This is a genomic window from Corynebacterium sp. ACRPE, from assembly GCF_022347435.1.
GTDB lineage: Bacteria > Actinomycetota > Actinomycetes > Mycobacteriales > Mycobacteriaceae > Corynebacterium > Corynebacterium tuberculostearicum_D.
The window spans coordinates 1-22132 of record NZ_JAKRNA010000032.1 but is presented as its reverse complement, the minus strand read 5'-3'; the positions used below and the strand labels follow the sequence as shown (position 1 = coordinate 22132).

Here is a 22132-nt window from a genome sequence, read left to right as displayed (position 1 = left end):
CTTGGTGCCCTCCGGAGGAGTGGTCTCCTTACCGTCCTTGTCCTTAAAGTCCGGCTTGTCAACCTTGACATCATCGCCCGGCTTACCAGAACCATCCTCATACTCAGGCTCGAAAGACTCATTATCCTTCACAGCAGGAGCATCCGGCTCGTCGACCGTGACAGTTACATCAACGGTGTCCTTAGAACCATCCGGATAAGTCACCTCAACCGGAACAGTGATCTTGTCACCCGGCTTAGCATCCTCCGGAACCGGAACAGTAACCTCACCGGTCTTCTCATCAACCTTCACACCCTCAGGCGCATTCTCACCCGGAGTGAACTTGGTGCCCTCCGGAGGAGTGGTCTCCTTACCGTCCTTGTCCTTAAAGTCCGGCTTGTCAACCTTGACATCATCGCCCGGCTTACCAGAACCATCCTCATACTCAGGCTCGAAAGACTCATTATCCTTATCCTTCGAAGCGGGTGCATCTAGGTTAAACTTCGCAGGAACTTCTCGCGATACTGGGTCAGCACCCTCAGCAGGTTTCCATGTAACCTTTACGAGCACCTCGTTTTCGCCTTCAACCTGTTTATCCGCAGGCCATTTAACTGCGCCGGTCTTAGGATCAATAGTCAGCCCCAGTTTCTCAGCAGCAGCGGGATCCGCGAACTCGAAGGTTGCACCTTCCGGTTTTTCTTCGACCGCGTCAGTATTCGGGTTGTCAAAAGAAGGCGTCGCTTCAAGGTCCTTTTCCTGAGCGGTTCCCTTAGTCTCGTCATACTTCACAACGGTCGGGTCAGCCAGGAATGAATCCGCCAGAAGTAGCGTGCCCGTAGGCTTACCCGAAGCATCGGCAGCGAATACCTGAGAAGAGTACACAGTCGGCTTGGATAGCTTCTCCGGGACTGTGAAGTCACAGGATTCCAACTCACCTAGCTCGTTAGCTGTGACAGTGCAAGTCTCACCGGTGGATTCACCGTCCGCAAACCACTCAATAGCATACTCCTGATTGGGAACCAGGCCGGTAGTCTTCGACTTCGCGGTATCGCCAGGAGCTGCGATAGCAGAAGTGTTGTCGTAATTGAATACGTCGTGAATCGGGCGCGGAGTCAACAACGCGAAGTTCTGGTCAAAAATATTAGCTGACGCAAGCGACTGACCTAGGCCTGCACCATCGGCGGGCTGGAACATATTGTCCTGGTAATTACCCATCCACAGGTCACGGTTGTCACCAACAACCGGGTACAGGTACATGTAGTCCGTGTTGATGTGACGATGACGCTGGCCCAGAGTGCCGTTCCACTGCATCAGGTTACCGTGCTCTTCGTCCTTGGCGGAGACGAGCGTGCCCCACTCTTCGTCAGTGGTTTTATTCCCCTTCTTGTTGTGGCTAACACCATACAATCCGGCAAAGGGGAGATAGAAGGAACCGTCATCCTTGACATAAGCTACGCGGGACTCTGCGATATGGGAGCCTTCGCCGTGCTCAGCCTGATATTTGTCAACGATTTCTTTCTGAGCAACACGGAACTGTTCACGACTGTAGTTCTTGTTTGCTTCCTTCCAAGCGTCAAACTCACGTGCTACTTCGTCGTTGACATAAGAGCCTACGACCTTGACATCAGTAGCGGCACGATCTGAAGAACCCTTAAAGTATTGGTTGGAAAGTGTGCCCCCGGCCTCATTGTTTTCCCACCAAACTTCGCCCCGTGCGGTACCATAATTACCACCGTCTGGCCACTTCTTATCAGCAGTCGGTGCCTCGGTCCACTCAGCTTCAGGCTTTGCAAGCCACCCATCTACGTTCGGACGTTCTTGGAATACGACCTTAGAACCGACAATTCGGTTAATGCCGGCTGTAAAGTCCCAGCTCTCCCATTTACGGGTCAGTCTGTCATGGAAGCGACCGCTGTACATGTCGCCACCGGCCGCTAAGGTGTACTTTGCAGGGTCCGGGTTTTCAGCCCAAGTGCGGACTTGGAACTTCGAATCGCCTGCCAATTTGAATTCGACCGGATTACCCAGACCATCCTTCGGCGCCTTGGACAAGTCGAAGACGAATTTACCCTCGGAATCCGAGGTGGTGTAGTAAATAGGAGAAACCTGCCCCTTACCGTTAATATACTGCAAGAAGACCTTTACACCAGGCATGGCCTCGTCAGCTTCATTCTGGGCCTCTGGCCCTGAATCACGATCCAAGTAGACCGTTCCTTGGTAGCCCTTCTTCTGACCCCAAGTACCATCCGCTCGAATAGCAGTTGCTTCCGAAGTGCCCCGCGAATCAACGCTGCGATCCTGCGCAGATGCTGCATCCTGAGCAGCAGCAACCGGCGAGGCCCCCGGATTTACAACTGGGTGAACAAATGGAGTCACGAGAGCTACAGAGAGGGCCGCGGCAGCGATAGTAGTGCCGCGACGGCGAGTTACGCCGTTAAAACTCTTTATTTTCACGAAAAGGCCTTCCTTATACAAATTGCGAACACAGAGAACAGGAGCATGCCCTCCACTCTTGACCTGGGCGTACGAACATCTAATTTTTAGCTGAGTTCTGACTGTCCTCAATCTCTAACGTTATTGTAATCAACCACCCTTAACAACCGATACCTACATTTAATTTTATTATTATCTATGGTTAACATCATATACATTTCCCAGGTACGGAAGATCTGCCTAGTCAGTGGCCCTTCGGATTGTTCGCGCCACTTGAATACGTGATAAATCAGCTAACTATCCCTCTTGGAGATCAGTACGCCTTCTCTAAGCTGTCCACCTTTTTCGCATGAAAAAGCGTGTCTGGAGGTCCAGACACGCTTCTTTTTGTGCAGCATTTACGGCGCTGCTGCCCTCGCTTCTACCTAGAAGGTAAAGTCCTCATCCAGCGGGACGGAAGCACCAGTGAATTCACCAAAGCCGTCATCGCCGTAGATGGAATCGCCGTAAGTCGGAATCGAGTAAGCAGCGTTGCGCGCAGCCTCGGTCGGCTTGACGGAGATATTGCGGTAGCGGGAGATACCGGTACCAGCCGGGATGAGCTTACCGATAATCACGTTCTCCTTGAGGCCAATGAGCTTATCGGAGCGCTTGTTAATAGCGGCGTCGGTAAGCACACGCGTGGTCTCCTGGAACGATGCAGCAGACAACCAAGACTCGGTAGCCAAGGAGGCCTTAGTAATACCCATGATCTCCGAGCGCAGCTGAGCCGGCTCGCCGCCCTCTGCAACCTGGGCAGCGTTGAGCTGCTTAGCCTCAGAGAGGTCGATGAGATTACCCGGCAGCAGGTCCGTGGTACCCGCATCAATGACGGTACCGCGACGCAGCATCTGGCGAATGATGATCTCAATGTGCTTATCGTGGATAGCCACACCCTGGGTACGGTACACAGCCTGAACCTCATTAATGAGGTGCTGCTCCACGCCACGGCGGCCGAGAACCTCGAGTACGTCGTGCGGGTCAGCCGCACCACGCATGAGGCGGTCACCGGTCTCAACGTGGTCGCCGTCCTTGAGGGAGCGCTCGATCATGGCATCCGGGTTGGACTCCATCGGGCGACGAACCTGAGCCAGGCCCTGGCGCTTGGAGAGCTTCTCATAGACCACGTCATCAGAGCCGTCATCCGGGGTGATGGTCAGGGTCCAGAAGTTGCCCTCATCGGACAGGGAGACGGTGCCGTCAACGGAGGCAATAGGAGCACGATTCTTCGGGTTACGGGCCTCGAAGAGCTCCTGAACACGCGGCAGACCGCCGGTAATATCACCACCGACACCACCCTGATGGAAGGTACGCATGGTCAGCTGGGTACCCGGCTCACCAATGGACTGCGCAGCCACAATGCCGACGGCCTCGCCGATATCGACAAGCTGGCCGGAAGCCATGGACTTGCCGTAGCACTTGGCACACACGCCAGCCGGGGTCTGGCAGGTCAGCACGGAGCGAACCTTGACATCGGTGACCTTAGCGTCAAGCAACTTCTGGGTGAGCTCTTCGGTGAGGTCGGAGCCGGCCTCGGCCACGACTTCGCCGTCCTCGCCCTTGACATCGGTAGCCAGCACGCGGCCGGATGCGGAGGTCTCCCACAGATCGGAGAGAACAACCTTGTCGCCAGACTCCTCGCCGATTGGCACCTGGACGCCTAGGCGGGTGCCACAGTCCTCTTCGCGGACGATGACGTCCTGGGCCACGTCCACCAGACGACGGGTGAGGTAGCCGGAGTCAGCGGTACGCAGTGCGGTATCGGCCAGACCCTTACGCGAACCGTGGGAGTTGTTGAAGTACTCCAGCACGGACAGGCCTTCGCGGAAGGAGGTTTTAATCGGACGGGTGATGTAATCACCGTGCGAGTTCACAACCATGCCCTTCATACCGGCCAGCGTCCAAATCTGACGCATGTTACCGGCAGCACCAGACTTCACAATCATCGGAATCGGGTTGTGGTCCGGGTACATGTTCTCGACGGCCTCACCGACGGTGTCGGTAGCGTCCTTCCACAGCTCAACCAGGCGATCGTAGCGCTCGCGCTCGGTCAGAGCACCCTGCTCCCAGTACTTACGCTCGATGCGCTCTGCTTCCTTCTCATAAGACTCGAGGATCTCGGTCTTATTCGGCAGAACCAGAACGTCAGACATGGTGATGGTCACGCCGGAACGGGTTGCCCAGTAGAAGCCGGCGTCCTTCATGTTGTCCAGCACCTGAGCCACGGTGATCATCGGGTACTTATTGGCCAAGTCATTGACCACGTCACCGATGAGGACCTTATTGCCCGAGCCGCCGCCCTTACGGACCATGATGCCTTCGAGGTACGGGTAGTTCCATGGCAGCAGCTCGTTGAACATGACGCGGCCAATGGTGGTGTAGCCCATCCATGCCTGGCCCTTGGTCCAGCCATCTGGGAACTGCTCCTCCTCGATCTCCTGCGGCGGGCGAAGGTGATCGATGCGGACCTTGATCGGAGCCTGCAGGCCAACGGTGCCGCGGTCATAGGCCATGAGGGCCTCGGCGTAGGAGGAGTAAACGCCGGTTGCTGGCTTATCCTCTTCTGCCTCGCGGAAGCGGCCGTTGCCACCGATCTCGTCCTCGGCCTTGTCCATGGTCAGGTAGTACAGGCCGGTAACCATATCCAGACGCGGCATGGCCAGTGGCTTACCGGATGCTGGGGACAGAATGTTATTGGAAGCCAACATCAGGACGCGGGCCTCAGCCTGTGCCTCAGCGGATAGTGGCAGGTGGACTGCCATCTGGTCGCCGTCGAAGTCGGCGTTGAATGCCTCACAAGCCAGCGGGTGCAGCTGGATAGCCTTACCCTCAACCAGCTTCGGCTCAAAGGCCTGAATACCCAGGCGGTGCAGCGTAGGCGCACGGTTGAGCATCACTGGGTGTTCGGAAATGGCCTGCTCCAGAACGTCCCACACCTCTGGGCGCTGGCGCTCAACCATGCGCTTGGCGGACTTGATGTTCTGGGCGTAGTCATTTTCTACCAAGCGCTTCATGACGAATGGCTTGAATAGCTCGAGAGCCATGAGCTTCGGCAGACCACACTCGTGCAGCTTCAGCTGCGGACCAACGATAATAACGGAACGGCCGGAGTAGTCCACGCGCTTACCCAGCAGGTTCTGGCGGAAGCGGCCCTGCTTGCCCTTGAGCAAGTCAGACAGAGACTTGAGCGGACGGTTACCCGGACCGGTGACCGGACGGCCGCGGCGGCCGTTATCGAAGAGCGCGTCTACAGACTCCTGCAGCATGCGCTTCTCGTTGTTCACAATGATCTCTGGTGCACCCAGGTCGATCATGCGCTTCAAACGGTTATTGCGGTTGATTACGCGGCGGTAGAGGTCGTTCAGGTCGGAGGTAGCGAAGCGGCCACCGTCCAGCTGCACCATCGGGCGCAGCTCTGGTGGAATAACCGGGACAGCATCCAGCACCATGCCAGCCGGATCATTGCCGGAGCGTAGGAAGGCCGCAACAACCTTCAAGCGCTTCAGGGCACGCATCTTCTTCTGGCCCTTGCCGTTGTTGATGATCTCGCGCAGCTCCTCGGCCTCAGCCTCGAGGTCGAAGTTGCGGACCAGGGTCTGGATGGCTTCTGCACCCATGCCGCCGGTGAAGTAATCCTCGTAGCGGTCAACCAGCTCTTCGTAGATGGTCTCATCGATGATCATCTGCTTCGGAGCTAGCTTGATGAAAGTATTCCAGATTTCATCCAGGCGGGCGATTTCGCGCTCGCCGCGCTCGCGGATGTGCTGCATTTCCTTATCGGCAGCATTTTGTACCTTCTTGCGGGCATCTGCCTTAGCACCAGCTGCTTCCAGCTCAGCCAGGTCAGACTCCAGCTTGGAGGCGCGCTCTGCGATCTCGGACTCGGTATCGTCCTCAACGTCCTTCTTCTCCAGGAGCATTTCTGCTTCCAGGGTGGACTGATCGTTGTGGCGAGCCTCTTCATCCACGGAGGTGATGATGTTAGCTGCGAAGTAGATGATGCGCTCGAGATCCTTTGGAGCCAGGTCCAATAGGTAGCCCAGGCGGGAAGGAACGCCCTTGAAGTACCAGATGTGGGTTACCGGAGCGGCTAGCTCAATGTGGCCCATGCGCTCACGGCGGACCTTGGACTTGGTCACCTCAACGCCACAGCGCTCACAGATGATGCCCTTGTAGCGGACGCGCTTGTACTTGCCACAAGCGCACTCCCAGTCACGGGTGGGGCCGAAGATGCGCTCGCAGAAGAGGCCGTCCTTCTCCGGCTTCAGGGTGCGGTAGTTAATGGTCTCAGGCTTTTTGACCTCGCCCTTGGACCAGCGACGAATATCGTCTGCGGTGGCCAGACCGATGCGGAGCTCGTCGAAGAGATTTACGTCAAACACGTAATGTCTCCCTTTCATCCTCGTTGTCGAGGAATTGATGGCTTTCTATGAATTAAACGTTTATGCCCAGCCGCGGGGATTTTCCCCGCGGTGGACCAAGAAACTAATTAGACGATGTCAGCGGAGGAACCCTCATCGCGGGACAGGTTAATGCCAAGCGATGGGCTATCCATGTCATCGTCATCAGAGCCAGACAGCTCCATCGGCGTGCCATCGGTGGAGAGAACCTCCACGTTCAGGCACAGGGACTGCAGCTCCTTGAGCAACACCTTGAAAGACTCAGGGATGCCCGGATCTGGAATATTGTCGCCCTTAACAATGGCCTCGTAGACCTTCACGCGGCCGACGACGTCATCGGACTTGATGGTCAGCAGCTCCTGCAGGGTGTAGGCAGCGCCGTAAGCCTGCATTGCCCATACCTCCATCTCGCCGAAGCGCTGGCCACCGAACTGGGCCTTACCACCCAGCGGCTGCTGGGTAATCATGGAGTAAGGACCGGTGGAACGGGCGTGAATCTTCTCATCGACCAAGTGGTGCAGCTTGAGCATGTACATGTAGCCGACAGAGATCGGGTACTTGTATGGCTCGCCCGAGCGGCCGTCGAATAGCGTGGCCTTGCCGTTCTCATCCACCAGCACATCGCCGTCGCGGTTAGGACGGGAGGAAGCCAGCAGGCGCTCGATCTCGTGGTTGGTAGCACCGTCGAAGACCGGGGTAGCGGTCAAGGAATTCGCAGGAACGTCATAGAGCTCTTCCGGCAGGGTCTTGAGCAGCTCGGCGTTCTTCGGATCCTCGGTGTCAACCTTCCAGCCGGCGTGTGCCAGCCAGCCCAAGTGAACCTCGAGGACCTGGCCGATGTTCATACGACGCGGCACACCGTGGGTGTTCAGCAGGATGTCCACCGGGGTGCCGTCTTCCATGAACGGCATATCCTCTGGCGGCAGGATCTTGCCCACAACACCCTTGTTGCCGTGGCGGCCGGCCATCTTATCGCCGTCCTGGATCTTGCGCTTCTGCGCCACGTAGACACGAATCATCTCGTTGACGCCAGGGGCCAGATCGTCATCATCGTCGCGGGAGAAACGAGCAACGCCAATGACCTTGCCTACCTCACCGTGCGGCACCTTCATGGAGGTATCGCGGACCTCGCGGGCCTTCTCACCGAAGATGGCGCGCAGCAGGCGCTCCTCCGGGGTCAGCTCGGTCTCGCCCTTCGGGGTGACCTTACCCACCAGGATGTCGCCGGCGCGGACGTCCGCACCGATGCGGATGATGCCGCGCTCGTCCAGGTCGCTCAGGACGTCCTCGGAGACGTTCGGGATCTCGCGGGTGATTTCCTCGGCGCCCAGCTTGGTATCGCGAGCATCGATCTCGTGCTCCTCGATGTGGACGGAGGTCAGGATGTCCTCTTCCACGATGCGCTGGTTGAGGATGATGGCGTCCTCGTAGTTGTGGCCTTCCCACGGCATGAAGGCAACCAGCAGGTTGCGGCCGAGGGACATCTCACCATTGTGGGTACCCGGGCCATCGGCCAAAACCTGGCCGGCCTCTACGCGCTCGCCCATGGAAACCAGCGGGGTCTGGTTGTAGTTGGTGCCCTGGTTGGTGCGCTCGAACTTACGCAGGATGTAGGTATCGCGCTGGCCCTCATCATCCATGATGGTGATGACATCAGCGGTGACGTTTTCGACCACACCGGCCTTCGGGGTGATAACAACGTCGCCAGCGTCGTACGCAGCGCGCTGCTCCATACCGGTACCCACCAGCGGAGCCTCGGAGCGCACCAGCGGCACGGCCTGCTTCTGCATGTTCGCACCCATGAGGGCACGGTTAGCATCGTCGTGCTCCAAGAACGGAATCATGGCCGTACCCACGGAAACCATCTGGCGCGGGGAGACGTCAACGTAGTCCACACCGGAGGCATCGGTAAGCCCGATATCTCCGTCCTTCAGGCGGACCTCAATACGCTCGCCGGTGAGGTTGCCCTCTGCGTCCTGCTCGACCTCGGCCTGAGCAATAGCGAAGCGGTCCTCTTCATCGGCGGTGAGGTACTCCACCTGGTCGGTGATCTTGCCGTCCACAACCTTGCGGTACGGGGTCTCAATGAAGCCGAAAGCATTCACGCGGGCGTAGGACGCCAGCGCACCAATGAGGCCAATGTTCGGGCCCTCGGGAGTCTCAATCGGGCACATACGGCCGTAGTGAGAAGCGTGAACGTCTCGCACCTCAATGCCGGCGCGCTCACGAGACAGGCCGCCTGGGCCCAGTGCGGACAGGCGGCGCTTGTGGGTCAGGCCGGACAGCGAGTTGTTGTGGTCCATGAACTGGGACAGCTGCGAGGTACCAAAGAACTCGCGGATAGCAGCAGAGACCGGGCGCACGTTAATCAGGGAGGTTGGAGTGATGGACTCCGCATCCTGGGTGGTCATGCGCTCGCGCACAACGCGCTCCATGCGGGACAGGCCCACACGGACCTGGTTCTGGATGAGCTCACCGACGGTGCGCAGGCGGCGATTACCAAAGTGGTCGATGTCATCCGTGTGCAGGGCGATCATCTCACCGTTTGGTGCCTTCATCTCGCGCTCGCCTACGTGCAGGCGGACCAGGTACTCGAGGGTGACGGCAATGTCTTCCTCGGTCAGGGTCATCAGACCATCGTGGTCGCCGCCGAGACCCAGCTTGCGGTTGATTTTGTAGCGGCCGACCTTTGCCAGGTCGTAACGCTTTGCACGGAAGAAGGAGTTATCCAGCAGGGACTGTGCCAGCTCGCGGGTAGGCTGCTCGCCTGGGCGCTGCTTGCGGTAAATCTCCAGCAGTGCCTCATCGGTGTTCGCTACACCGTCCGACTCCAGGGTGGACATCATGAGCTCGGAGAAGCCGAAGCGTTCCCTGATCTGCTCCTCGCTCCAGCCCAGTGCCTTAAGCAGCACGGTTACCGGCTGGCGGCGCTTGCGGTCAATGCGCACGCCGACGGTGTCGCGCTTGTCGACGTCGAACTCCAACCATGCACCGCGGGAAGGAATAACCTTCACGGAATGCAGCGGGCGCTCGGTGGACTTATCGATCGAGCGATCGAAGTAGACGCCCGGGGAGCGCACCAGCTGAGAGACGACGACGCGCTCGGTACCGTTCACGATGAACGTGCCCATATCCGTCATGATCGGGAAATCGCCGATGAAGACGGTCTGCGACTTAATCTCTTGGGTGTCGTTATTAATAAACTCTGCGGTCACGTACAGCGGCGCGGAGTAGTTGATGTCCTTTTCCTTGCACTCATCCACGGTGTTCTTCACCGGTTCAAAGCGCGGCTCCGACAGGGACAGGGACATATTGCCCGAGTAGTCCTCAATCGGCGAGAGCTCTTCGAGGATGTCCTCGAGGCCGCTCGTCACGCGGGCGTCATCGCCGCGCTCAGCCTGCTCGCGCTCGCGCCACTCCGGCGCGCCAACGAGCCAATCAAAGGAATCAAGTTGTACGTCAAGGAGACCCGGCAGGGCGATAGGCTCGCTGATTTTTGCAAACGAGTATCGCTTCGGGGCTCCGGGGATATTGGCCACTGACTTGGTCTGGCGGGAGACTGCCAAGATGGGTCCTTCCAGCACCTCACGCGGATTGCCAGCTCGCCCTGGCCGACGAGCCGCAAAACCGCTGGTAATTCTAGCATTCGGTCTGCTGTGGAGTGTCTGGGTTCAGAATGCACAAAATCACCTTGTCAAGTCGGTTTTGCCATCACCGGCCTGAAAGGCTAAATGTGCACCGAAGATCCAGATTCCAGCGCAACGAAACAGCTTATAGGAAAAGACCTGCCATGTAAAGACACACCACTCTTGGGGCGTGTCGCTACCGCGCTAGGGGGCAAGCTCGTGCTCGCCGCGGCGCTAACGCGTCCCCGTCGCGCGACTGTGCGCGACAACCACCGAGCACCCTACCACTAAAATCTCAATACACCGCAACCCCGGCGGCGATTTTGTTTTCCAGCTGCGCTTTTACCGGCTCGCCGGCACCGCGCTCCCGCCGATGCGCCCGCGGTTATGGCGCGAGCGGGCATGCTTATTCTTGCCGCCAAATAGGCCCAATGCGCCAATGATTCCGAGCAGGGCTAAAAGTGCACCGAGGCCGATGGCACCCCACCGCACGATCTCCGCCACGCGGTCGCGCGGGAATTCTGCCGCCTCTTTGAGCAGCGCCTGCTGGTCCTCTTCGGAGGTAGAGCCATTAAAGACGAAGGCGCGCTCACGGCCCACGCCCTCGCGGTCCGCGTAGTAATCATCGATATCCATATCCATGCCCACCACGAGGCCGGTTTGCTGGTCCACATAGAAGTCACGGCTGCCGGAGTGGGTCAGGTAGCCCTGCTCCTCGCCGCCGCCTTCCTTGGGCAAGCTGGTGGTATTGCCATCGGCCGCAAAGAGCTGCGCGACGTTGGTCGGCTCGATCTCTTGGTGGTAGCGGTAGACCGTGCGGCCGTCCATCGTGGTTTCTTCTTCAAAGACCGCATCGACGGCCTTGCGCAGCGTCGGGTCAAAGACCGGGTAGTTAGTCTTCTCCGCGTCCGCTGGGAACTTGAGCCAATAGCCGTCCACAGTCACCGTGTCGGACGGGGTCGCAAGTGTGTGGCTCAACGTGGCCTCCCCCGCCGCCTCGCCGCTCAGGCGATCCACGGGGTACGTCCACACCTGGGCCTGGCTCAGGTCATTGAGGCCCTCCCCCTCGCCACGCATGCGGGTCTCACCGATGCGCACGGTGGCCTTCTCATCGTCCGAGGGCTCCTGGATATCCATGTTGATTTGGTAGGTCATGGGGCCCGAATACGGCGTGGTGCCGTCCTTGGACAGCTGCTGCGAATCCGCAGACTCATCGTGCAGTGTCCACGTACTGTTTTTCAGGTTCAGCGGCAGCCGCGGGGAGTAATCCAAAAACGCCGGCGCCACAATACCGGCGGCGATAAGCGCGACGCCGAGGCCTAGGAGCAGGACGGAAAAAATGCGGGACTTGGGCAGCATGGGGGCTAATTCTACAACCCGTGGCGGCGATTCCCTGTTTCTACAGGCCGCCCCGCCACACCGGATTGGTTTTAAGCCGTCTGCGCATTCCAAGCGATGATGCTGCTAGTATCCGTGGTCTGCCGCGCGCACCAGAGATCAAACTCTTCTTGCAGCCCCAGCCAAAACTCTGCCGAATTGCCAAAATAAGCGGAAAGACGGAGCGCCATTTCCGCACTAATCCCAATGCGCCCACGCACCAGCTTGGAAATTTGGGACTTGGAGCTAAAAATATCCTTGGCTAAGCGGTATTGAGTCAGTCCGAGCGGCTCCAGAAATTCCTCGCGCAGAACCTCTCCAGGGTGTGGAACGGGGACGACATCCGAGGACTCTTCCCCCTTATTTGTGATAATCGATGAAGTCAACGTCCACAGCTCCTTTCCCTGTCCACCGGAAGACTACTCTCCACTGCGCATTAACACGGATGGAATAAAATCCGTCCCACTGCCCTTTCAGCCTCTCTAAGTGATTCGCTGGTGGAATCCTCAAATCGGCAAGAGAGGCTGCTCGGTCAATCATGATGAATTTGCGACGCAGTATCCTTCGCAGTTCAGGGGGCACGTACTTTGGCGCCTTACCATCTGTGTGAAAGCGCTCTAAGCTACCCCTCCTGAACTCCACAATGCCATAGTGTCACACTTTGACACTATTGGCCATTGCTGTACTACCCGCATTGCGCCCGCGAGCATAAAACGAGGAAACCCCCAGCTCCCACCGCGCGCGGCGGTAAGAGTGGGGGTTTGAAAGCGTAAAGCTCAGTGAAATTACTTGAGCTCGACGGAAGCGCCAGCCTCTTCCAGCTTAGCCTTAGCAGCCTCAGCGTCGTCCTTGGAAGCGCCCTCGAGGATAGCCTTAGGAGCACCCTCGACCATTTCCTTAGCTTCCTTCAGGCCCAGGCCGGAGACGATCTCGCGGACAGCCTTAATAACGCCAATCTTCTTAGCGCCAGCGTCGGTCAGAACGACGTCGAACTCGGTCTTCTCCTCAGCGGCACCAGCGCCGCCCTCAGCCGGAGCGCCAGCTGCAACAGCAGCAACCGGAGCAGCAGCCTCAACGTCGAATACCTCTTCAAATTCCTTAACGAACTCGGACAGTTCGATGAGGGTCATTTCCTTGAAAGCTTCAATGAGCTCGTCCTTGGTGAGCTTAGCCATGATGGCAAGTCCTTTCTGTGTTGTGTGTGCGCTGCGCGTGATTTATGCCGCGCACACGGTGTTGTAATTGTGCGTCTTTTGTGACGACTTAAGCTTCTGCTTCCTTCTTGTCCTGCAGAGCTGCGACGGTGCGTACAGCCTTGGTTGCAGGAGCGTTGAAGAGAGCGGCTGCCTTCGCCATAGAACCCTTCATAGCGCCAGCCAGCTTTGCGAGGGTGGTCTCGCGGTTATCCAGCTTGGCGATGGCCTCAACCTGGTCGGCAGACAGTGCGTTGCCGTCCATGTAGCCACCCTTGATGATGAGTGCCTTGTTGTCATCAGCGAACTTGGTGATGACCTTCGCAGCATCCACTGCCTCGCCCTTGATGAACGCAATTGCGGTCGGGCCAGTCAGCAAATCATCAAGACCTTCGATGCCAGCTTCCTTGGCAGCGATCTTGAAAAGGGTGTTCTTGGCGACGGAGTATTCAACGTCAAAGCCCAGATCGTTACGCAGCTCCTGCAGCTGGGATACGGTCAGGCCGCGGTACTCGGTCAATACGACAGAGTTAGCGCCAGCCAGCTTCTCCTTCAGCTCTGCCAGGTCTGCAGTGTTCTTTGGGTTTGCCATTGTCTCTCGCCTCCTTCCAAAACATCTCTTTTATTATTCCGCCGGGGCCTTCCTCGCTTCGGTTGCCCGAAACAACAAAAGCCCCGTGCAAGAGCACAGGGCGCGCGACATAAGAGAATGCCGCGAATAATCGCAAAGTGTCTCCTGCGTGGGCCGCCTCCTAGGATGGAGAACCTTCGATCCAAATGGATGACCAACGGTCTTCGGTGAACTTTGACTCGGCCGTGAAGTGGCCGTTCAAACTTCGTGGAAAACACTACCTCCCCACCCGCGGTTTCTCCAAATCGCCGTTTCCGCCGCGTAGGATGGCCGCCATGACCAGCCTGATGTGGTTCCGCGATGACCTGCGCCTGCACGATAACCAGGCCCTTTCCCGCGCGGCCGAGGCCGCCTCGCTTGGCGACGTCCCCTTGGTCGCCGTCGTCCTCGACGAGCCTGCCTATCCCGGCACCCGCCCGCTGGGCGGCGCGACCACGTGGTGGCGCGAACGTTCCCTCTATGCCCTCGCCCGCGACCTTGCCGACCACGGTGTAGAACTCATTCGCGCCGCCGGCGATGCCCGCACGGAAATCCCCCGCCTGGCCGCAGAACTGGGCGCCACCACCGTCACGTGGACCCGCCGCTACCACGGCCCCTTGCGCGAGGTCGATGCGAGCGTCAAGGAAACCCTAACCTCCCAGGGCATTACCGCCACCTCCTCGCCCGGCTTCACCCTTGTCGAACCCTGGGAGGTCACCAATGGCCAGGGCCAGCCCTATAAGGTCTTTACTCCCTTCTCCAAGGCCGCCGCCTCCCAGGTGGCGGGAGATGAACCGGAGGGGGTGCCGGAGATGGGGGCGTCGGCAAGCAGTGCATCTGCCTGGCCCAAACCCACCGAACCGGCATGGGCCGCATCCCTGGCCGAGCACTGGACGCCCGGCGAGGCCGGCGCGCGCGAGCGACTAGCCCAGCTGGACCTGGCCAACTACGCCGAGGAGCGCGATATCCCCGCGCTCAATGCCACCTCCCTACTCTCGCCCCACCTGCGCTTTGGCGAGGTCTCCCCGCGCGAGGTGTGGTTCGCGGCGGCCGAGGAGCCCGAAGCCGCCAAGTTCCACTCCGAGCTGCTGTGGCGCGACTTTGCCTGGCACCGCCTCTACCACCTGCCCAATCTCGCCACCGAGAACGTGCGGGAGAAATTCGACCGCTTCGACTGGTCCTGGGATGACCCGCGGCTCAAGGACTGGCAGGCCGGCACTACCGGAATTCCGCTTGTCGACGCCGGAATGCGCGAGCTATGGGCCACCGGGTACATGCACAACCGCGTGCGCATGGTGGTGGGCTCCTTCCTCACCAAGAACCTGGGCATCCACTGGCGCCTGGGCGAGGAATGGTTCTGGGACACCTTGGTGGACGCCGATGCCGCCTCCAACCCGTTTAATTGGCAGTGGGTGGCCGGCTGCGGCGATGACGCCGCGCCCTTCTTCCGCATCTTCAACCCCGAAACGCAGGCCAAACGCTTCGACCCCGACGGCGAGTACGTGCGCCGCTGGGCACCCGCGCTGTCTGCCCCACCCATCGTCGACCTGAAGGAATCGCGCCAAGCCGCGCTCGATGCCTATGCGGAGATCAAGGATTAAGCCGGCGGAAAAGGTGGACGCAAAGGTCTACCATGGGGCCAATGATGAGCCCCAGGATTCATTCTCAAGCGCACCCGCCCATTGGCAATACCCCACTCATGCGAGTGGAGGCGATTAGTCCCCGGCCGGATGTCCACCTCTATCTCAAACTCGAACAATTCAACCTCGGCGGTTCTGCAAAAGACCGGACGGCACGAGCACTGATCCAGGCGGCGCTTGCAGCCGGCGATATCCGTCCTGGTTCGACGCTGGTGGAATCTTCCTCCGGCAACCTGGGCATGGCTCTAGCTCGCCAAGCCCCGCTACAAGGCATGAAGTTCCATTGCGTGGTGGATCCGCGGGTCAACGCCTCCACGGTGGCTACCATGCGGGCCTACGGCGCACACGTGGAATTGCTCGACCACCCCGATCCAGAAACCGGCGATTGGCTCACCGCCCGCCGCACCCGCGTGGCCGAGCTTTTGGAAGAGATCCCCGATTCTTTCAACCTCAACCAGTATTCCAATGAAGCCGCCTTCCACGCCCACGCGGAAGGCACCATGACGGAGATTGTGGACCAGCTCGGCCAGGCCCCTAGCCATCTACTCGTGGCTATGAGCACCACCGGAACCCTTGGCGGCTGCGTACGCAAGCTCTCCGAGCTGGGCGCCGATACCCACACAATCGGCGTTGATGCGGAAGGCTCCGTGCTTTTTGGTGGTGAGCGCGGTACCCGCATGCTGCCCGGCTACGGCGCAGGTATCGTGACCGAGCTATCCACCAAGTTTTCGCCTTCTTCCGTGGAGAGGGTTCCAGATCTCGATGCCATCGTTGCCGCCCGACAACTCGCCCAAGCAGAGGGCCTGCTGCCTGGCGCTTCCGGCGGTGCCGTCATCGCCGCCTTCCAGAGCCTCGCACCCTCCCTACCGGCAGGGGCCGAAGTGGTTGCCGTGCTGCACGACGCCGGCCAGCCTTACCTGGACACCATTTATAACGACTCCTGGGTGTGCGAAAACTTTGACATTTCGCCCGCTGAACTTGCCGCGCGCATCGAAGGGTCAGCGCAGTGACTTCTTCTCGTTCTGCCCGCCGCATTGCCATCATTGGAGCTGGCCCGCGTGGCCTTTGGGCCGTCGAGGAACTCCTCGAGCGCGCCCACGTTCCACTCGATGTCACCGTCTTTGACCCCTACCCCGCCGGTGCGGGCGCCGTCTACCGCCCGCAGCAGCCGCTGCAGTGGCGCCTCAACGTCAACTGCGCCATCGTCACCACGGCCCACGATAATTTCAACGCTTGGCGCACCCGCCGCGGTGCAGACACCACCGATGCCTTCCCACCGCGGGCTCAGGTGGGCCAGTTTCTCGCCGATACCTGGTCCGCCGCAGTGCGCCGCGCGCCGGCCCACGTTCGCATCCGGCACCTGCCGCACCGCGTGACCGCGGTAAGCGCCGAAGGAGAAGGTTTCATGGTCGATGGCGCCCCCTTCGACGAGGTCCTGGTCTGCACCGGCCACGACCATCTCCACGCCGGTTCCTTGGCCTATGAGGCCTCGTGCGTACCGGTCACCGGTCTCTACTTCGGTGCCGATCTCCCCAGCTCCGCACGGCGAATCGGCGTTCGCGGTGCCGCCCTAAGCTTCATCGATGTGTGCCTGCTATATGGCGATACCGCCGAAACCATTTACCCGGTTAGCCGCAGCGGGCGCTTCATGGAGGTAAAGCCCTCCCCTGAGACACCACTGCCGGAGGTGTCACCGCGGTGGCGCCAGGCCTGCGCGCATATCGACAACGCCGCGGAGCTGCGTGAAATCCTCATTGGGGCTGCAGGCGAATTCGGTGACTTCTCAACAGCGGGCCTCGCCGCCGTTATCGACGGCCAGGATTTCACAGGCGATGCCGTCGCTGAGCTCGAGGCTTCCCTACGTGCGGCCGAAGGTAGCGGCTCACTCACCCCGGCTGCGGCCGTGGGCACGGCGTTTCGTGGGGTATTCCAAGACTGCCTCGATTGGCACAAGGCGCATGGCCCTATGCCCGGCTTCCGTGAGCTTTCACGCACCCTTGAGCGCGTGGCTTTTGGTCCGCCACCGGTCACAGCTAGGCGTCTGCTCGAGCTGATCCACTCCGGTGTGGTGAATACCGACTACCTAGGCACGCCGGGGCAGATAGATTCCTGGCAGGAAAAGGGCGGCGTGGACCTGCTTATTGACGCCACCGTTGCTCCCCAAGCCACCCCCTCCCCCTTCCACGACGTTCCTGGCGTGGTGGAAATTGGCCGGATGAATGAGCTCTCCCTGCCCGGCCATGACTCCCTTAACCGTTCCGTGCACGATGACATCCCCCGCTGGGCGGAGAAAGTAGGAAACCCATGACCACCACCCCTGTAGAACCACTACCCGTAAACGGCACCGTCCCCTTGCGCGCCCGGTGGGAACGGTGGATGCGCGAGCTCGTCGGAAACCCGCAGCACGTCAGCGCATTGACCTCGCGCTACGGTTCTCCGGTGAACGTGTTGAATCCCGCTCCGCTGCGCCACAATGCCCAGGAGTTGCTCGATGCGGGCGCTTCCCACGGCGTGGACACTCAGGTGTTTTTCGCACGCAAAGCCAATAAGGCGCTGTGTTTTGTCGATGCTGCACGCGATGCCGGGCTCGGGGTTGATGTAGCTAGCGAGAACGAGCTCCGCCAAGTGCTCGACCGCGGTGTCGCCCCAGAGCGCATCATCCTTAGCGCCGCTATCAAAACAGATGGCTTGCTCCGCCTGGCGGTTTCGCGGGGAGTTACTATCTCTTGTGATTCTCGCGCCGAATCCCGCCGCATCGCCGACATCGCGCGGGCTTTAGAGACTACCGCTCGCGTGGCACCACGCCTCGCTCCAGATCCGAACTGCCTACCTCCCACCCGCTTTGGCGAGAGGCTGCCGGCATGGCGGCAAGCCGAGTGGCCACAGGAACTTCGTGTTGTGGGCGTCCACGTGCACCTGCATGGCTATAGCGAGGCCGACCGCCGAACCGCCCTTGCAGAGGCAATTGCCTTGATCGAGCACGTACGCGCATTGGGCCAGCCCGCAGGTTTCATCGATATCGGCGGCGGCGTGCCCATGAGCTACCTGGAATCCCGCGAGCAGTGGGAGAATTACCTCGAGCGCATCGCTTCCCAACGTGCTGGTACCGGTGAACCATTCACGTGGAAGGCGGATCCGCTACCCAATACTTACCCTTTCTGGCAGGAACCGACGCGCGGTCAGTGGTTGGACCAGCTCCTCTACGGTGAGGTCCCCGGCTACGGCACCGCTGGCACAGCGCTGCGCGAGCGGGACATCGCACTTCACCTGGAGCCAGGCCGCAGCCTCCTCGACGGCTGCGGAGTCATCCTCGCCGAGGTGAGCTTCCTCAAAGAACGCTCTGATGGCCTGCCCCTTATCGGCGTGGCGATGAATCGCACCCAATGCCGGACCGCCGCAGATGACATCCTGCTCGACCCCCTCCTGGTACCCACGGCCGGCCCGGCAAAGGAAATCTCCCGCGAGCCACGCACCGGGTTTGTGGTGGGTGCCTACTGCATTGAAGACGAGGTTATCCTGCGCCGCGAACTGGACTTCCCGGATGGCATTGCTGTAGGAGATACCCTCGCCATTCCGAATACAGCCGGGTATTTTATGCACATCCTGGAGTCTGCTTCGCACCAAATTCCTTTGGCGCGCAACGTCTACTCCGACGGCGGCGACTGGGCGCCAGACGATATTGACGCCAGATAACTATCGACGGTTCACAGCATAGGAAAAGGGCTTCGAGGATTTCCTCGAAGCCCTTTAGCTTTAAGCGCAGTGCGCTAAACCGATTTACTCGGTGTAGCCCTTAACCACGGAACCGTCAACCGGGATGCCCGGGCCGGAGGTGGTGGAGATGGTAGCGCGCTTGATGTAGATGCCCTTAGCGGAAGAAGGCTTCAGGCGCTGGATCTCGTCCATGAGGGCGCCGTAGTTCTCAGCCAGCTTCTCAGCATCGAAGGATGCCTTGCCGATGATGGCGTGCAGGTTAGCAGCCTTATCAACGCGGAAGGAGATCTTACCGCCCTTAACCTCAGAGATTGCCTTAGCAACATCTGCGGTAACGGTGCCGGTCTTCGGGTTCGGCATCAGACCACGCGGGCCCAGGACGCGAGCAACGCGGCCAACCTTGGCCATCTGATCCGGGGTAGCGATAGCAACGTCGAAATCGATGTTGCCCTCGTTGATCTGCTCGATCAGTTCAGCGGTGCCAACGATGTCAGCGCCAGCTTCCTGAGCGGCGGTAGCCTTCTCGCCCTCAGCGAAGACAGCAACGCGAACGTCCTTACCGGTGCCGTTAGGCAGGGAAACGGTGCCGCGAACCAGCTGATCAGCCTTGCGCGGGTCAACGCCCAGGCGGAAGACTACGTCAACGGTGGCGTCGAAGTTCTTGGAGGAGGTCTCCTTGGCCAGCTTGGTGGCCTCGATCGGACGGTACAGGCGGGACTTATCTACCAGTTCCGCAGCGGCCTTATAAGCCTTAGACTTGGTGCTCATTTAACAATTCCTTTTCTGGATTGGTGTGGTGTTCGGCGGGCCGTAGCTGGCCCTACCACATAAAGTTTTTACTTCTCCGGTGCGCCATCAACGGTGATGCCCATGGAGCGGGCGGTACCGGCGATGATGCGAGCGCCGTTCTCGATGTCACGTGCGTTCAGGTCCGCAAACTTGGTCTCTGCGATTTCCTTGCACTGATCCCAAGACACAGAGCCGACCTTGTCGGTGTGTGGGACGCCGGAGCCCTTCTTGATGCCAGCGGCCTTCAGCAGCAGCTTAGCTGCCGGCGGGGTCTTCAGCTTGAAGTCGAAGGAACGGTCCTCGTAGACGGTGATCTCAACCGGAACCACGTTGCCACGCTGGTTCTCGGTAGCGGCGTTATAAGCCTTGCAGAACTCCATGATGTTGACGCCGTGGGCACCCAGTGCCGGGCCAACTGGCGGTGCCGGGTTAGCGGCGCCTGCCTCGATCTGCAGCTTGATGAAGCCGGATACCTTCTTCTTAGGAGCCATCGAATTACCTCTTTCCTGTGTTACCGGGATGTCCGCCACGATGAATAACGGGATCCCGTCCGGATGCTCACCTTCAGTGGGCCACCGGAGGATGAAACGTTTTCTTATACGCACGCCAAAGGCGCACGACGTTCCAGTTTAGAACACCGTGCGCCCTGCACAAAATCACTTTTTAGGAGATGCGCTCGATCTCGGTCGGCGACAGCTCCACCGGGGTCTCGCGGCCAAAGATGGATACCAAGCCCTGCATCTTGCCGGTCTCCGGGTCGATCTCGGAAATGGTCGCAGATACGGCGGCCAGCGGGCCGGACAGGATGGTCACTGCCTCGCCCACCTCGAAATCGTGCGCGTACTTCTTGGCCACTTCCTTCTCCGGCATAGCCACAACCTGCTCGCCCTCTGCCTCGTTCGGGGCAGCATCGCCCTTGGTGGACGGAGCCTCGTTGGGCATGAGGAACTTTGCCACGTCGCGGGTCTTGACCGGGGTGGCATTGCCTTCGTTGCCCACGAAGGAGGTCACGCCTGGGGTTTCGCGGATGACGGACCATGCGGCGTCGTTAAGCTCAGCGCGAACCAGGACGTAGCCCGGCAGCAGCTTGCGCTTCACAATCTTCTTCTTGCCGTCCTTGGTCTCTAGGACCTGCTCAATAGGAACAACGACCTCGAAGATGGAATCTTCTACCTCGAGGGTCTGGGCGCGCATGTCCAGGTTGGTCTTTACCTTGTTTTCGTAGCCGGAGTAGCACTGGATGATGTACCACTGGCCCGGCTGCTTCTTCAATTCGCGGGTAAAGGCGCGCAGGCGCTTGCGGTAGGCGGCATCCTCGGACTCGTCTTCGCCTGCCTCAGGGGCTGCGTCCTCGGCCTCTGCTTCGGTCGCTGCCGGTTCCGCCGCGTCGGTGGACTCGGCGGACTCGCCTGCAGCCTCGGTGGACTCAGCCGTTCCTTCAGCTTCTTCCGCTGCCGGAGCGGCTGGGGTAGCGTCCTCCTGCTGTGCTTCTTCTACGGAGCTAGCGTGCTCTGCCGCCTGCTCCTGCACGTTGGACTGCATTGCCTCTTCCAGGGAGGTGCCTACGGTTTCGACGTTGTTCTCGTCGCTCATAATTCTTACTCCAAAAAATTCCTCGGCGCGTTGCGTAGGACCAGCCTACCCGCCCGCGTATGGGCAAAAAGTATCCCGCCGTTCCTTTAAGCGGAAACAGCGGGATAAAAGATTATGCGCTTATCTTACTAATCCGAGAGAACCTGCTCAACTCCGAGACCTGCCAGGGTGTCAACGCCCCAGACCAAAACGGTCAGCACGATAAGGAACGCAAAGGTAATGAGGGTGTACTGCAGCATCTCCTTAGCGGTAGGCCACACCACCTTCTTCATCTCGGATGCGACCTCGCCCGGGAAGGCGGCTACGCCGCCACCTGGGGTGTCATCGTGGTTCTTATCCTCGACGCGGACGACGTGCTTATCGGCGTAGTCCGCGGAGGACGTGGTAGCCGCACCAGAGAGCTGACGCTTACCGGTCGGGCGCGATGCACCCGAATTCTTCGGCTGCTGCTCATCGCTCACAGCTAACCCTCCTTGGGAACTAAATCTAATAGGGCGCTTAACGCGCACCTCCATAACTTTGTCAACCCTAGCAAAGCTTGCACAGCATGAAAAGCTGACCACGGCATTTACCGGACGTGGCCTTGACAACATGTGGGCGGGCTAAGCGTCACGAAGAGGCGGATTCTAGTGGTCGTGGAAACACTTCCTATGTTTCGGTTGAGTTTATCAGTGCTGCCATTTTCTCGGCTGGTGTTTGAAAGCCCAGGGTTTTGCGGGGGCGGCGGTTGAGTTGCATG

The 22132-nt window shown here is 59.6% G+C and carries 16 protein-coding genes; 4 read left to right on the top strand and 12 right to left on the bottom strand.

Annotated elements, in window-relative coordinates; all coding sequences use genetic code 11:
- From MHY13_RS12300 to rplJ, 8 genes are all read right to left on the bottom strand, one after another.
- Positions 1-2433 (bottom strand): YPDG domain-containing protein (locus tag MHY13_RS12300; protein WP_367398082.1); only part of this gene is annotated, 2433 nt, incomplete at its 3' end.
- Positions 2434-2837: 404 nt separating this feature from the next.
- A complete protein-coding gene (locus tag MHY13_RS11165; RefSeq protein ID WP_239283144.1) occupies positions 2838-6833 on the bottom strand; it encodes a DNA-directed RNA polymerase subunit beta' in 3996 nt (1331 codons plus the stop codon).
- Positions 6834-6940: 107 nt separating this feature from the next.
- Positions 6941-10435, bottom strand: coding sequence for a DNA-directed RNA polymerase subunit beta (locus MHY13_RS11160; RefSeq protein ID WP_239283143.1), 3495 nt, complete (start codon positions 10433-10435; stop codon positions 6941-6943).
- 384 nt (positions 10436-10819) lie between these two features.
- A complete protein-coding gene (locus MHY13_RS11155; RefSeq protein ID WP_239283142.1) occupies positions 10820-11836 on the bottom strand; it encodes a DUF3068 domain-containing protein in 1017 nt (338 codons plus the stop codon).
- 71 nt (positions 11837-11907) lie between these two features.
- Positions 11908-12240, bottom strand: a complete 333-nt coding sequence (locus tag MHY13_RS11150) for a HigA family addiction module antitoxin (RefSeq protein ID WP_204610276.1) — start codon at positions 12238-12240, stop codon at positions 11908-11910.
- Entirely contained in the window at positions 12215-12436 is a 222-nt protein-coding gene (locus MHY13_RS11145; protein ID WP_239194832.1) for a type II toxin-antitoxin system RelE/ParE family toxin, read from the bottom strand. Before MHY13_RS11145 ends, MHY13_RS11150 begins: the two co-directional genes overlap by 26 nt.
- Before the next feature lie 203 nt (positions 12437-12639).
- Complete coding sequence (gene rplL, locus MHY13_RS11140; RefSeq protein ID WP_150851002.1) at positions 12640-13029, bottom strand: 50S ribosomal protein L7/L12; 390 nt, start codon at positions 13027-13029, stop codon at positions 12640-12642.
- Positions 13030-13117: 88 nt separating this feature from the next.
- Positions 13118-13639, bottom strand: coding sequence for a 50S ribosomal protein L10 (gene rplJ / locus MHY13_RS11135; RefSeq protein ID WP_005322886.1), 522 nt, complete (start codon positions 13637-13639; stop codon positions 13118-13120).
- Between the two features lie 314 nt (positions 13640-13953).
- Here rplJ and MHY13_RS11130 point away from each other — a divergent pair, with 314 nt between their 5' ends.
- From MHY13_RS11130 to MHY13_RS11115, 4 genes are read left to right on the top strand one after another with little or no spacing between them, the layout of a single operon-like run.
- The gene (locus MHY13_RS11130; RefSeq protein WP_204610278.1) at positions 13954-15258 is read left to right on the top strand and encodes a deoxyribodipyrimidine photo-lyase; all 1305 of its coding nucleotides are present in this window, start codon (positions 13954-13956) and stop codon (positions 15256-15258) included.
- Between the two features lie 32 nt (positions 15259-15290).
- A complete protein-coding gene (locus MHY13_RS11125) occupies positions 15291-16307 on the top strand; it encodes a pyridoxal-phosphate dependent enzyme (protein ID WP_204610279.1) in 1017 nt (338 codons plus the stop codon).
- Positions 16304-17605, top strand: coding sequence for an FAD/NAD(P)-binding protein (locus tag MHY13_RS11120; protein WP_239283141.1), 1302 nt, complete (start codon positions 16304-16306; stop codon positions 17603-17605). The genes MHY13_RS11125 and MHY13_RS11120 overlap by 4 nt, the downstream gene beginning before the upstream one ends.
- Positions 17602-18990: a Y4yA family PLP-dependent enzyme gene (locus tag MHY13_RS11115; RefSeq protein ID WP_239283140.1), complete on the top strand. Its 1389-nt coding sequence runs from the start codon at positions 17602-17604 to the stop codon at positions 18988-18990. Before MHY13_RS11120 ends, MHY13_RS11115 begins: the two co-directional genes overlap by 4 nt.
- 84 nt (positions 18991-19074) lie before the next feature.
- On the opposite strand, the gene rplA is transcribed toward MHY13_RS11115, so the two are convergent.
- The 4 genes from rplA to secE form a co-directional block, all read right to left on the bottom strand.
- Complete coding sequence (gene rplA / locus MHY13_RS11110; protein WP_049383568.1) at positions 19075-19779, bottom strand: 50S ribosomal protein L1; 705 nt, start codon at positions 19777-19779, stop codon at positions 19075-19077.
- 68 nt (positions 19780-19847) lie between these two features.
- On the bottom strand, positions 19848-20291 hold the full coding sequence (rplK, locus tag MHY13_RS11105) for a 50S ribosomal protein L11 (protein WP_005327961.1): 444 nt from the start codon (positions 20289-20291) through the stop codon (positions 19848-19850).
- A gap of 172 nt (positions 20292-20463) precedes the next feature.
- A complete protein-coding gene (gene nusG, locus MHY13_RS11100) occupies positions 20464-21393 on the bottom strand; it encodes a transcription termination/antitermination protein NusG (RefSeq protein ID WP_239283139.1) in 930 nt (309 codons plus the stop codon).
- A gap of 128 nt (positions 21394-21521) precedes the next feature.
- Positions 21522-21854 carry a preprotein translocase subunit SecE gene (secE, locus tag MHY13_RS11095; RefSeq protein ID WP_204610288.1) on the bottom strand — a complete coding sequence of 111 codons (333 nt, stop codon included), beginning with the start codon at positions 21852-21854 and terminating at the stop codon, positions 21522-21524.
- Between the last annotated feature and the right edge of the window lie 278 nt (positions 21855-22132).